This is a genomic window from Nostoc sp. C110, from assembly GCF_043099725.1.
In the GTDB taxonomy this organism is placed as follows: Bacteria; Cyanobacteriota; Cyanobacteriia; order Cyanobacteriales; family Nostocaceae; genus Nostoc; species Nostoc muscorum_A.
The window spans coordinates 5,377,326-5,390,212 of record NZ_CP171148.1 but is presented as its reverse complement, the minus strand read 5'-3'; the positions used below and the strand labels follow the sequence as shown (position 1 = coordinate 5,390,212).

The 12,887-nt window shown below is 41.5% G+C and carries 12 protein-coding genes and 2 pseudogenes; 6 read left to right on the top strand and 8 right to left on the bottom strand.

Translation table 11 applies throughout. The annotated features are described in order from the left end of the window. Window positions 1–109 precede the first annotated feature (109 nt). On the top strand, window positions 110–334 hold the full coding sequence (locus ACFFRD_RS28135) for a hypothetical protein (RefSeq protein ID WP_114082657.1): 225 nt from the start codon (window positions 110–112) through the stop codon (window positions 332–334). On the opposite strand, the gene ACFFRD_RS28130 is transcribed toward ACFFRD_RS28135, so the two are convergent. After that, window positions 331–654, bottom strand: coding sequence for a hypothetical protein (locus ACFFRD_RS28130; protein ID WP_012409925.1), 324 nt, complete (start codon window positions 652–654; stop codon window positions 331–333). The two genes, ACFFRD_RS28135 and ACFFRD_RS28130, sit on opposite strands and share 4 nt — an antisense overlap. 1,977 nt (window positions 655–2,631) lie before the next feature. Between ACFFRD_RS28130 and hetF the strand changes: the two genes are divergently transcribed. Next, window positions 2,632–5,157, top strand: coding sequence for a cell division protein HetF (gene hetF, locus ACFFRD_RS28125; RefSeq protein ID WP_392478899.1), 2,526 nt, complete (start codon window positions 2,632–2,634; stop codon window positions 5,155–5,157). 140 nt (window positions 5,158–5,297) lie between these two features. On the opposite strand, the gene ACFFRD_RS28120 is transcribed toward hetF, so the two are convergent. From ACFFRD_RS28120 to ACFFRD_RS28105, 4 genes and pseudogenes are all read right to left on the bottom strand, one after another. Continuing rightward, window positions 5,298–5,642, bottom strand: a complete 345-nt coding sequence (locus ACFFRD_RS28120) for a TIR domain-containing protein (RefSeq protein ID WP_392478897.1) — start codon at window positions 5,640–5,642, stop codon at window positions 5,298–5,300. Between the two features lie 565 nt (window positions 5,643–6,207). Then, window positions 6,208–6,492: pseudogene (locus tag ACFFRD_RS28115) on the bottom strand (Uma2 family endonuclease); the annotation flags it as partial. Between the two features lie 144 nt (window positions 6,493–6,636). Next, window positions 6,637–7,461 (bottom strand): IS982 family transposase, encoded by an 825-nt coding sequence (locus ACFFRD_RS28110; protein WP_392478895.1) that lies wholly within the window; start codon window positions 7,459–7,461, stop codon window positions 6,637–6,639. A gap of 73 nt (window positions 7,462–7,534) precedes the next feature. Continuing rightward, a pseudogene (locus ACFFRD_RS28105) lies at window positions 7,535–7,894 on the bottom strand (Uma2 family endonuclease); the annotation flags it as partial. A gap of 102 nt (window positions 7,895–7,996) precedes the next feature. Between ACFFRD_RS28105 and ACFFRD_RS28100 the strand changes: the two are divergent. Both ACFFRD_RS28100 and ACFFRD_RS28095 read left to right on the top strand, forming a co-directional pair. Beyond that, window positions 7,997–8,287: a hypothetical protein gene (locus ACFFRD_RS28100; protein WP_392478893.1), complete on the top strand. Its 291-nt coding sequence runs from the start codon at window positions 7,997–7,999 to the stop codon at window positions 8,285–8,287. Then, entirely contained in the window at window positions 8,287–8,712 is a 426-nt protein-coding gene (locus ACFFRD_RS28095) for a type II toxin-antitoxin system VapC family toxin (protein WP_392478891.1), read from the top strand. The genes ACFFRD_RS28100 and ACFFRD_RS28095 overlap by 1 nt, the downstream gene beginning before the upstream one ends. A gap of 98 nt (window positions 8,713–8,810) precedes the next feature. Here ACFFRD_RS28095 and ACFFRD_RS28090 read toward each other — a convergent pair whose 3' ends face one another. The 3 genes from ACFFRD_RS28090 to ACFFRD_RS28080 all read right to left on the bottom strand — a co-directional run bounded on the left by ACFFRD_RS28090 (window position 8,811) and on the right by ACFFRD_RS28080 (window position 11,392). Continuing rightward, window positions 8,811–9,629 carry a type 1 glutamine amidotransferase gene (locus ACFFRD_RS28090; protein WP_392478890.1) on the bottom strand — a complete coding sequence of 273 codons (819 nt, stop codon included), beginning with the start codon at window positions 9,627–9,629 and terminating at the stop codon, window positions 8,811–8,813. A gap of 131 nt (window positions 9,630–9,760) precedes the next feature. Further along, window positions 9,761–11,098, bottom strand: coding sequence for a MurT ligase domain-containing protein (locus ACFFRD_RS28085; RefSeq protein ID WP_392478888.1), 1,338 nt, complete (start codon window positions 11,096–11,098; stop codon window positions 9,761–9,763). Window positions 11,099–11,107: 9 nt separating this feature from the next. Beyond that, on the bottom strand, window positions 11,108–11,392 hold the full coding sequence (locus tag ACFFRD_RS28080) for a hypothetical protein (protein WP_392478886.1): 285 nt from the start codon (window positions 11,390–11,392) through the stop codon (window positions 11,108–11,110). Window positions 11,393–11,518: 126 nt separating this feature from the next. Between ACFFRD_RS28080 and ACFFRD_RS28075 the strand changes: the two genes are divergently transcribed. Both ACFFRD_RS28075 and ACFFRD_RS28070 read left to right on the top strand, forming a co-directional pair. After that, on the top strand, window positions 11,519–12,106 hold the full coding sequence (locus ACFFRD_RS28075) for a thylakoid membrane photosystem I accumulation factor (RefSeq protein WP_392478884.1): 588 nt from the start codon (window positions 11,519–11,521) through the stop codon (window positions 12,104–12,106). Window positions 12,107–12,249: 143 nt separating this feature from the next. After that, the gene (locus ACFFRD_RS28070; RefSeq protein ID WP_392478882.1) at window positions 12,250–12,858 is read left to right on the top strand and encodes a hypothetical protein; all 609 of its coding nucleotides are present in this window, start codon (window positions 12,250–12,252) and stop codon (window positions 12,856–12,858) included. Window positions 12,859–12,887: the final 29 nt, after the last annotated feature.

Sequence of the window (12,887 nt, the reverse complement as noted above, 5' to 3'; positions counted from 1 at the left end):
GGGAATCAATTTTTATAACTCCTAACCCTAACTCCTAACTCCTAATTCCCTACTCCCCCCACTCAACACTCACAACTCAGCACTCAGCACTCACAACTCAGCACTATTTATGAGCATTACACTTACAGGTACAATCGAACGCCGTGATATAGGCACAGGCGCATGGGCGTTGGTTACAGAAGAGGGCGTTACTTACGAAATCCTTAAAGGGGCTGACAAAAGCTTACTCAAAGCCGGACAAAAAGCAAAAGTAAAAGGACAGGTGCGTGAAGATATCATGACTATTGCCATGATTGGCCCTGTCCTAGAGGTCAAATCTTTTGAAGTAATTTAGTTCTGATTACCTGTAGAATCCAGAACCTCTTGCAGACGGCTTCTAAATTCTCCTTTGGGATGACCTCCTTTTACTTCACCCACAATCTGAAATTCCCCTTCTGGAGAATTGCAGATGATGTAAGTAGGCCATCCCATTTCTGATTTATCGGGATACTGAGTTAATAAAATCTTGCGATACTTGCGGTAAGCAGTCGTATCCTGCATTTTCACATCAATAAATTCTAAACCCAGTTCTTCAGCCACCTTTTTGTCGTAAAAAGACATTTTATGGCAGATGCCGCACTCTTCTGAAGAGAACTTAATTACAGCTAAACTCATGGGTTGGCGACTCTTTGATTCTAAGCAAAGTTTTTTAGCATAATGCCATGAAATATTACCATATAGCTGGTTATTAGTGTCAACTTAAAGCTGAAACCCTTATCCAGTATCTTTTCTTGCGTCCTTGCTTCTATGTTTTTTGGGAGGCAGAGCCTTCAGGACTACATTCCCAGGTTGAACATACAAACAAGAAATATACAAATGTAGTTAGCAAAGAAGCGTGATTGCTGGCAGACAAATAATTAAACGCCAAAATATAGAAAAAAAATTAAGAATATGATTAAATATCATAGCAATCATTTTGATGTGGCATCTCTAGCTCACAATAAAAAGAAAGAGATTCAGGAATTGAGTGAGCAAGTTATGCTCTATCCTAGGAGCAGTAACAACAAGAGTAGTGGTGCATTCTAGTTACATCAGCAGAAAATGCTAGGGCGATGTCTAAGACAAGCCGCTACGTGTCTACACAAAAAACCCCCGATGAGCGTTAGCCAATCAGGGGAGTTAGTTATCAGGGTGCATCTACCAATTAAATGTTCTTAGGTTTAACACCATACTCCGGATAAATTTGGACACAGATAAGTTATTTTTTAAAATAAAAAACCCCCGATGAGCGTTAGCCAATCAGGGGAGTTAGTTATCAGGGTGCATCTACCAATTAAATGTTCTTAGGTTTAACACCATACTCCGGATAAATTTGGACATAGATAAATTATTTTTTAAAATAAAAAACCCCCAGATGATGTTAGTCTACTAGGGGAGTTAGTTATCAGGGTGCATCTACCAATTAAGTGTTCTCAGGTTAAACACCATACTCCGGATAATTTGGACACAGATAAGTTATTTTTTAAAATAAAAACCCCCAGATGATGTTAGTCTACTAGGGGAGTTAGTTATCAGGGTGCATCTACCATTAATGTTTTCTAGAGGCAGCGAGTATCTTCCGGGGAAAATGGCAAAAATCAGGGTTGACGGCCATGTCTAGGAAGGGCTACGCCTAGGTAATTAGAAAAAAACCCCCAGTGGGTGTTAGCCAACTAGGGGAGTGAGTTATCAGGGTGCATCTATTGATCATCTTTTCTAAAGTAAATGGGTAGCTACCGGATAAAATAGCAGAGGTTGAAGTTATTGTTGTTTGCTCACCAGAAAAAAACCTCAAAGTTGTTAACCAACCAGAGGAGTTAGTTATCAGATATTGGTTTCAAGTGAAGCTAAAGTCTTTCAGAATCTCGTTTACCTGTAAATGATACTCATAGGGCTACTGGCACGAATTCAGGGGGTGCTAGCCTATATGAGGATTAAAAGAGATTCTTAAAGAGCAATCTACCGGATAAATTGACGCTCACCAGAGAAAATCCTCAATGGGTGTTAGCGAACAAGGGGAGCTAGTTATCAGGGTGCATCTACCAATTAAATAACCAGTGCATTGCCTTAAAAATTTGATGCGTCAGAAATGATTGCTGCTAAATTTCTTCATAAAAAAACCCCCAGTGGGTGTTAGCCAACCAGGGGAGCTAGTTATCAGGGTGCATCTACCAATTAAGTGTTCTAGGTTTAACCACCATGCTCCGGATAAATTTATTAGAAAGGCGTGTCTACGAAACTCTGGTAGATATTAACTGAATTAGGGGAGTTAAAAATCAAGGGACATCTATCTAGTAATCAAGTATTCTAGGATTAAGCACTATTTTTTGGTAAAGAATATCTGCGTTAAAAGTTGCTGTTGTTTGCCAAAATTGAAAAAAACCCCTAGTAGGTGTTAGCCAACTAGGGGAGTTGAAGATCAAGGTGCATCTACCAATTAAGTGTTCTAGATCCAAGTAATCCGATCCGGATAAAGTTGTAAAGGCAGAAAAAGCAAAACAACACCGAATCAGAAACATTCAGGGGTGGGATGCATCTAAGTTATCAGAGGGAGCAAATCGACTTGAAACTTTCGTGTTTCAAACCAGATTTAGGAGGCGGACAGGAGAAGTTGTGACCCAGGAATTTCACATTTCCGTAACCCCAGTAGGGCAAAATGACTACTTGGTGCGGACGGAACAAGTCGCGCCTGGGGTACCATTGGCAGAAGAATTGGTGACTTGGCCTGTAGCTGATTGGTTAATAGCTGCTGGGCATTTGATGAATGACCCATTGAAATCGGTGTTGCAGGGAGATCCATTTACCTCTGGTGGGCACGAAAGCAATATCGCCAGAAACTCTGTTAACTTGGTGGCGTTGGGTCAACAATTTTATAACGCCTTATTTCAAGGCACTCTCAGAGATAGTTGGATTACTGCCCAAGGTATTGCCCAGAATCACCAACAAGTACTACGCTTACGCTTGGGGCTAAAGGACACTAGGTTAGCTCGTCTACCTTGGGAAGTGATGCACGCAGGCGATCGCCCTCTGGCTACTGGGCCTTATGTGGCTTTTTCTCGCTTCCAAAGTGGCATTTTGGGGGGTTCTCCTTTGCGATCGCGCAATAGTTTCACAACACGAGAACAAGGTGGCGTGAAAGTATTGATGGTAATTGCTTCTCCCTCAGATCAAGTCCGTCTTGACTTACAGAAACAGGAAGCGATTAAACTGCAAGCAGAACTTCACCGTCAAACATCACGACTTGCTGAAGGTAACAATCGTTTCCCAGAAATTGAACTCACTGTCTTAGACCAACCAGGACGGGAAGAACTGACGCAAGCCTTAGAACAAGGCAGATACCAAGTTCTCCACTACTCTGGTCATAGTAACTTAGGCGGCAATGGCGGAGAAATTTATCTTGTTAGTCGCAGAACTGGCTTAACGGAAATCTTGAGTGGAGACGATCTAGCAGGTCTGCTCGTCAACAATAATATTCAAATGGCAGTGTTTAATTCCTGCTTGGGGGCGTACACAGCTGCATCCGATCCTTCTGGAGATACAGGTGAACGTAATCTGGCAGAAAGTCTCGTAAAGCGCGGAATTAGAAGCGTTTTGGCTATGTCAGAACGCATTCCTGATGAAGTAGCATTGACACTCACACAATTGTTTTACCGCAACTTGAGTCAGGGATATCCTGTAGATTTGTGCGTTAGTCGGGTACGCCAAGGATTAATTTCTGCTTATGGTTCTCACCAGATGTACTGGGCATTACCGATTTTATATCTCCAGCCAGAATCTGACGGTTTTCTCAGTGAAGAAATTGAGGTATCCGAAAGTCCAGACTTGCGGGATCAGTATAATTCACCTTTAGGAATAACTTCCACGATGTACTCTGCGATGTCTACGACGGGCTACGCCAACGCAGATGATAGCGATATGCCTTTAGGAATGGAAGAAATGATTCCTGCTGGTTTAGCGCGCGACTCTTCTGGATTAGACTGGCTGGGTGAGGATACTTGGGGCGATCTCGTTGATGAAATTGAGTATGATGACCCAAGTTATGAAGAAGATTCTGCGATCGTTTCCGATTTGTTTCGTCAGCTAGATAACCAAAAAGCTACCACTGAACCGGATCAACAAATTCTAGAAAATAATTTTCAGCAAAGCCAGATTTCAGAAGAGATGACTTCTTTGGAAGAAGAAGGAGATTTGTGGGGAGAAGTTCCATCACCGCCCCCTGCAATTACTGGTAAATTTCAAGAAAGTCAGCAAAATTCTGAGTTTTCGCGTAGGCATAGCCCAACCCAGGCATCGCAACCAGGCGTACCAAGACACCGTACCCAACACCGCAAGTTGTGGCCAATTGTGGGTATTGTGGGAATCAGTGCCTTAGTAGCTGCGATCGCTTTAAATTGGTGGTGGCAAAATCGATCCCAGCAGGCAACTCTGCCAAACATCCCAGCAATTTCCACCGATTCTTTACCTATCCAAAAACAGCAAAATATTGATTTAGAAACAGCAAGCACTGGAATTGTCACCAGCAGCGCTACGCAAAAACTGAGCCAGGGAGATTTACAAGGTGGGTTGTTGGCTGTAGAAGAATTACTCAATCGTGGCGCACTCGCTGCGGCGGAAACTGCCCTTAAACTTGTTCCAAATAAGCAAATTGACGATCCATCAGTCAACTTTTATAAAGGACGATTAGCTTGGCAGTCTATCGGGACTGGAGACAATAACTATAGCGTCGATGATGCCCGCCGTTACTGGGAAACTGCTGCCAAAGCTAAACCAGAATCGCTTTTGTATAATAACGCTTTAGGATTTGCCTACTACGCAGAAGGCAATCTAAATCGAGCCAATGACTCTTGGTTCAAGGCTTTGAATTTAGCTCTCAAAGAACAAAATACAGATTCAAAGACGGCAGTTCCTGAAGATGCTTTAACTTCTTATGCTGGTTTAGCCCTGGGATTGTATAAATCTGCACTTAGCCAATCTAGTGGTAAGCAGACACAGTATCTGAATGAAGCGATCAAGTTGCGGCAAATGGTTCTCAACTCGGATTCAGTAAATTTCCAGGTTGATAAATTAGCTAAAAATTGGCTGTGGACGGAGAAGGCGATTGAAGATTGGCGATCGCTCCTTCAGGAAAAAGGTGAATAACATTAAGATGTTGTGGTGGTGCGATCGCTTGCACACCAAAAAACTTTGCTTTCAGTATCCCTAATCAAGACAAATCTTGCATCTAAGAGCAAAGACACCGTTTTCACACATCACTACCGAGAGAAAATCTTCTCTATCTTTTACCGAGAGATTGCTGCTGCTTTGATCTTCTTACAGATATCCACCCAAGCTTTATTCTCTTGTGCTGGGTTCAGGCTGTCTAAAGGTTGATTGGGAGGGTGCGCTGATTGATACTGTTCAATTTCTGTTTCTTCATAGCTGCTAAAACTTAACGGTATCCAAATAATCGTGAGTCCTTTGGCTTGTGCCGCATTTAATAATGGGGGTAACTCATTCTCGTGAATAAAGTCTGATGCTAGAAAGTTAGGGCTAACCAACAATACTGCTATTTTTGCTGCTGCTAAAGCATTTTCAATTTCTTTACTCCACTCAGCACCAGCTTGTATTTTGGTATCGTCCCACACAAGCAGATTTTGGTTGCGAATTATTGGTTTGAGGTGCACTAATCCCAACAACCGCCACAGGTTAGAAACGTCTGGCTGATAGCGAAAGTCCTCTTAAGAGGGCTAAATTCTTTCCAGGCTTGGATTTTAGTCCATATTGAGTAGACTTTCGCTATAAGAAAGGAAATTCGAGTTGCAGGCAAAGGTGGGTGTTAATTAAGAATGCTGCAAGATATCAAAGCAATTTACTATTCTGTGTAATACTACACAAGTACTAATAATTTTTACTGAATCTAAAAAGAATTTATCATTCCCAATGGTTCAGATTGGCTTGTCAACGAGTCTTTGACACTCGTGGACGAGTCTTTGACACTCGTGGACGAGTCTTTAATACTCGTGAATGAGTCTTTAATACTCGTGGAAGAGTCTTTGATACTCGTGGAAGAGTCTTTGATACTCGTGAATGAGTCTTTGATACTCGCGGACGAGTCTTTGATACTCGCCGATGAGTCTATGATACTCGCGGGCGAGTCTTTGATACTCGTGGACGAGTCTTTGATGGTTCTTTTACTTCTTTAGCCCTTTTTTACGCGACTTCTCCAGCCCGAAAAATCTGTTCAGCAGTTAAATTCAACTCTGGGAAGGCTGGCGATTGAATGCGATCATTTCCCCGAAATTGCCTAACTTGATACTCACCTTCAATTAATTGGTAAATCGAGATAGTTGGTTGTTTCGGATTGCCAATAAACCGCCTACCGCCTAAACCTAGATAGTCTACAATCCAATATTCAGGTATTCCAACCTCTTCATATTTACCTGCTTTGGTAAAATAGTCGTCTCGCCAGTTGGTACTTACCACTTCAATTACTAACCCAAGTTGCGGGTTATCAAATTCTACACCTGTCAATTCATGCGAACGCACACGATAAGCTGACGGTTGCGCAACGCGAAACCGTGACTTAGACTCAACTACCAGTGTAAATACTAAAGAAGCTTACAGTATTAAAATTGACTTTTACTGAAATGCTTTTTGAAGAGTAAATGCAAAAATAAATACTCCAAGTTTCAGTAAAAATCCTTCATAAGTTACCGCATGAATGGATTTAGGAAAAACACGGGTGATACTACTAAACACGGTTTCAATATAATGCCGAGTATGTTGTTTAATATATTGATTCCAAGGGAGGTCTTGACGTTTGGAATTCTTCTTCCGCATTACTTTCAAAGAGATTTGGCTAGTTTCTTGTAGGTCGTCTTCAATCATATAATCGGTATAAGCTGAATCACCATAAACTTCGCTACCAGGCGGTAAATTTAACGGTAAAGCATTGAGCGCACGTACATCATTCGCACTACCAGGCATGAATGCGAATTCTACAGGAATACCGCTTTTAGTAGTCAATAGCTGGATTTTAACGCCGTAAAAATAGCGTTTTTTAGATGCTGTATAACCTCTATATTCTTTCGCTGCGATCAATTTAACATTAAAAATACGAATATTGTCACACATTGCTACTGGAAAAGAGTCTAAAAGATATTCAGTACAATCACTAATCTCTTTTAAGATCATTCCCATTTGATGAAACAAATCGTTAATCAGCATAGATATACTGTGTAATCGTCGATTGAATCGCGACTTTTCTAACATCTTGGGTATTAATTTATGGTCTTTCATATACCTGCAAGCTTTACTATGATTACCACCGAAGAACATTGCCGCACACACAGATGTTGTAATAATTTCTGCATCATTCATGTTCCGACGGCAATCTTCATCATGCCCAATCGCCTTCAATAGGTCATCGATGATAGCATAGACAGTAATTATTTCATTTAGCATATTCCCCTCCGATTTTTGTTCCTGGAGGGGATTTTATTGCCTTTTTGACACTAACACGAGCGCACTCCCCATAACTAGCAACTTGGGTTACTAAAGGAATTGATGCCGCTTGGCTTACAGTAGATTCTTTTTTCCACAGAGGTTCATTTACTAAATTAGATTTATTCAATAACAGTACATCTGGTGAGTAAGCTGCTTCGCTCTGAGTCGGTTTAATGAATGCTGTTTTGGGGATGAGATAAGGTAGCTTTAAACGTTTGTATTCTGTAATTATTTCCCCAAATAAAAATCCAACAATTTGTTCATGTTCACCTGTGGGAGGAGCCATTTCAACAATTACTCCGTCATGCAGCTCATAGCGTCGTTGTGAGTTTTCTGGATACCAAGTGATAAATTCATCAAATGTTACTAGTTGGCGTAAGATTTGAGTCATGCATTGCCCTTTGTTAATTTAAAATGAAAAGCAGAGTATCCTGAATTGCATTACCTGTTAAATCCAAAAAACGAGAAATTATATAATTTCCTGGTGGTAAAAATGGAAACAAAAAAATTGCGATCGCATATAGGAACAGATGGAATATTGCATATTCAGACACCTACTGATTATAAAGATACATCTGTAGAGGTAGTAGTAGTTGTGCAGCCGTTAGATAAAACAGACCTTGCACCATGCGATGACACTGTACTGCAATATAATGCTTGGGGAAAGCCAACGACAAAAAAATCAATTCAAGAAGCAATTGCCAAAATGCAACAACTGCGGCGAGAAGTAGCTTTAGATAAAACCTCAATCCGCGAAATGCTTGAAGAGGGACGAAGATTTTAATGCAGTTTGTTTTGGATTGTTCTGTAGCAATTAGCTGGTGTTTGGTGGATGAAAACGATGATTATGCTAGTGCCATACTCGCAATGATGCCAGATTCTGAAGCTTTTGTACCAGGAATTTGGTCGCTGGAGATTGCTAATACCCTTGTCGTGGCTGAACGACGTAACCGTATGACTAAAAAACAATCTGAGCAAGCTATTGCTTTGTTACAGTCACTATTAATTCAGGTTGATTTATTTACGGATGCAAAGGCTTTGGATGCAACCTTGAAGCTAGCACGACAGGAAGGTTTAGCATCTTATGACGCAGCTTATTTAGAATTGGCGTTGCGGTTACAATTGCCGTTAGCAACTCTTGATACTCGGTTAGCAGAGGCGGCGACTCGTTGCGGTGTGGGGTTAGTAGTTGTATACAAGGAAACATGAAATCAAGGCTAAGTTTAAGGCGTTTTTCACACCTCCCCATGCGAAACCGGGAAATTGTGTTCCCTGTGAAAGTCAGGGAACTAGAAAAACACGAAAATTTAAACTTTCGCAGCCGCAGCACTTGGTAAACTCACTTTCAACCGCTTAAACATCGCTTCTCTTGCTTGTGCAGCGAGGCTATCGTCAAAAGGTTTTAAGGTAATTTGTTGCTGATACTTTAGGCGCAATGCTGTTTGAATTAACCAATCGGCGACAAAGGGATTTTTTGGTAATAAAGGGCCGTGGGAATAAGTAGCGATCGCATTCTGATAAAATGCTCCCTCTGTACCATCTTCACCATTATTTCCCAAACCGTATACCACGCGCCCCAAAGCTTCCACTTTTCCCAGTTTGGTGCGTCCGCCGTGATTTTCAAAGCCTACCAAATATGGTGTAGTACCAGTCATCTCTCGCAATTCTTGCGCTAGGCGTGAAGCTGTGACTTCAATTACCAAGTTCCCAATACAGCGCTTAGTATTTTCACCAGGATGGACGGAAACTAAATCGAGTATTCCTAAACCATCAATCCTTTGTCCCAAGCCTGGTTCATAATAATGTCCCAGTAATTGGGGGGAACCACAAGTAAATACTCCTGGTGTTCCATTTTCGATTTTTTCGCGCATTGCGTCGGCTTTTGCACCTTGCAAATCACGCATGACAATTTCTTGCTGACGATCTTGTGCGCCACCACCAACGATTACATCTACAGTTTTTATATCTGCGGCTGTGGCATTTTGATCTAGGGGTAACACTTTAACATCGTATCCCCGCCACTCGGCACGACGTTCTATAGTAATTACATTACCGCGATCGCCATAAGTACTCATCAGCGTCGGATAAAGCCAACCTATTGTTAATTCCAAATTTTGAGAAATCATAAATTTAGGGAATGGGGAGTAGGGAATGGGGAGTGGGGAGTGGGAAATTAGGAATTGAGAATGGGGAATTAGGGAAATAATTTCTCTTTTCTTTACCCCTACTCCCCATTCCCCACTCCCTACTCCCCAATTTAAAGAATTTTCCGACCAGTTAGAACTTCTCGCACTTCTAACATGGCTGAGTAGGTAGGTAGAATATGCAGAGTTTCATTCTCTGGTGTATGCTCTAATGCAGTTGCGATCGCTTGTCGCAAATCTTCTTCCACTATTAAATTTATGCTACTCTCAAGGGACTTTTGGCTGTAACGTAGACGTAGTGCCATATCGTAGACGCGATCGCCACTCACTACTAAAGTCCCGCCGCGTTCGACTAATTTCTCGGTATCCACGTCCCAAATCCAGGATACATCAGTGCCATCGGGTGTGCGATCGTTCAATACCAGCAGTGTGGTTTTATCTGTGCTTTGAGTGACTACGCGAATGGTTTCATTCGTTCCTACGGGATTTTTTGATAATAATATCCGTACTCGTTTACCGTTAATTACCAAATCTTCTGCACGACCAAAGGCAGCTTGGAAGTTGTTAATAGTGTCTCTGATTGTCGCTTCATCAACTCCTAACTCAATAGCCGCAGTAGCAGCAGCTAAAGTATTATATTTGTTGTATAAACCAACTAGAATCTGCGACCATTCACTACTTTCTAGAGTCGGTTTACTTTTAGTGAAACCACACTTGGGACAAGTAAAATCTCCCAAATGAGATAAATAGACACCCTTATAATCTAGAGAATGCCCACATTTGGGGCAATAGATAGAATCAACAGCGTGAGGAATAGCTTCTAGATAATGTTCTGGTTCATTTAAGCCAAAGAATAACACCCGTTGGGGTAACTGCTGACCAAGGTTAGATAAAGTTGGGTCATCAGCATTAGGAATTACCACCGTTTCTGTTGGTAGGGTAGAAATAACTTTTGTCCAACGTTTACTAATTGTATCTACTTCGCCGTACCTATCAAGCTGGTCGCGGAACAAGTTTAAACAGAGAATAATTCGCGGCTGGAGTGGCTTTAATACTCTTGGGACAATATTTTCATCGACTTCCAAAATGGCGTAATCAGTATTTAGCGTGCCTAGTAAGTTGGTGCTTTCTAACAGCGCCGTCATCAAGCCATTTTCCAGATTTGCACCTGTAGAATTATGAGTGACGCGAAAACCCTTGCGTTCTAGGATTGTGCATAAAAGCAGGGCTGTAGTGGTTTTGCCGTTAGTACCAGCAATTAAAATCACTCCATTTTTAACTTGCTGACTCAATAATTCTAAAAGTCGGGGTTCAATGCGACGAGCAATCGAGCCTGGTAATACACTAGCAGCACCCAGACGGAGCGATCGCACTATAAACGTCACACTTTTTGCCACTGACACCGCGAAACCCAATCGCAGCCTATCTATGAATTGAATTTTGTTTCCCACATCTGTACCCTAGTCTTCTGGCGTTGCTAATTGAAAGTATTTAATTGCAAATTTAATATGCGTGAGTTTAGCGAATCCTGACTGAAAAAGCCAGCCTCTTGATTTTGGGGCAGGGGGCAGAGGGCAAAGGAGCAGGGGAAGCAGGGGAGGCAGGGGAGAGTTAAAATCTAGTTCATCCACCTCAGAACTCCGTTCATCCACCTCAGAACTCTGTTCATCCACCTCAGAACTCTGTTCATCCACCTCGGAACTCCGTTCATCCACCTCGGAACTCCGTTCAACTCCATCATCCACTTAAAAGAGATAATCTCAGTAGACGTTATCTTAAAAAATAGTGTGTGGGCGTAATTACATATCCAGCCCAGTTTTCTGAATTCAGCACAAACTCACGACAAGTAGTAGCTTGCAAGGTTCCTTTTGATGAATAGCACAAAATTTCTTTTTTTACATAAACAAATTACTAGCTGGCAAAGGTGGTTGTCCAAATGCCTGTTGTTGCTTGTAAGTCTTTTCATTATAAGTACGCAACCTGCTTATGCTGGTCTCGATAATGATTTATATGATGGCAACATCTTCGTTGTTTATGCTGGCAACGGTTCATTAGTTCCTCCCAGACAGACACTCGCACAAACTTTAGCGGAACATAAACCGATATTTTTGGCTTTTTATTTGGATGACAGCAGCGATTCTAAAAGATATGCCATTTCTATCTCACGGGTACAGGAATTCTACGGTCGGGTAGCAGAGATTATGCCGATTAATGTAGATACTATCCCATCTAAAGAAAGCTACGACCCTACAGAACCAGGATATTACTATTCTGGGTCTGTTCCTCAAGTCGTAGTGTTTAATAAAGCAGGTGAGGTAGTTTTGGATAAAAAAGGTCAAGTACCTTTTGAAGAAATAGACGATCAATTTCGCAAAATCTTTGATTTATTACCACGTACCGAAACAGCACAACTAAAGCGACGAGCTTTTAATGAGTTCAGTAGTGAGTTAGCTAGATAAGTTATGGGGTAGACCAAATTGGTCTGCCCTCGTTTTTCGTGCTATCTGTTACTACATTTCTGCTGATGTCAAAGCATAATATTGAAATATCTGTGTTAACCATTTAGAAAAGTAATCTCTAGTCCCGTATTGAGTGTATTCTGATGTCAAAGGTTTACACCACCCAGGAGCTAATTCAAGTTTTGGCAGCCGAACGCCAAGCTTGCCTCAACGGAAAACGCCTAAAGTTAGAGATAACGGTCTCTGGCAATCCTGTAATTGACCAGTTTATCAGGACTGATGGGCTGCAACAATTCACAGCTTATCAAGATTTCAAAGCTGCAATTCACGACTATCAAAAAGAAAATCAAGTTTCAGGTATTATTTGGCGGGAGGTGACAGTTAAAGGTAAAAACTTGAGCTATCCCGAAGTAAATACTGATTTAATAGCTCTTGCTAGTGACTTAGAGATATTAAAAGCTGCTAAAAATTCCATTGTGGAATTTTGGTATGAAGTCTCTACGGGGATGGATTTATATTTGAGTTTCAATAACAGTAAACAATACCAACAAATTCTCACATCTGATGTAGAAAGAATTGTTCAGAGAACAGAGTGGGCAAGTTTGTGCAAGTGGGAAAATTCAAGTTTTTTGGAAATGATTTTGCAGCTAGGATGGGGTAAACCAGAAGAAGCTTACTATAAACGAGGAAGACCGGGATCGGGTAGTGAATATATCCATGCAGTCAATCCTGGTAATCGCCCCATTGGTTGAGGAAAGGGGCAGGAGGCAGGGGCAGGAGG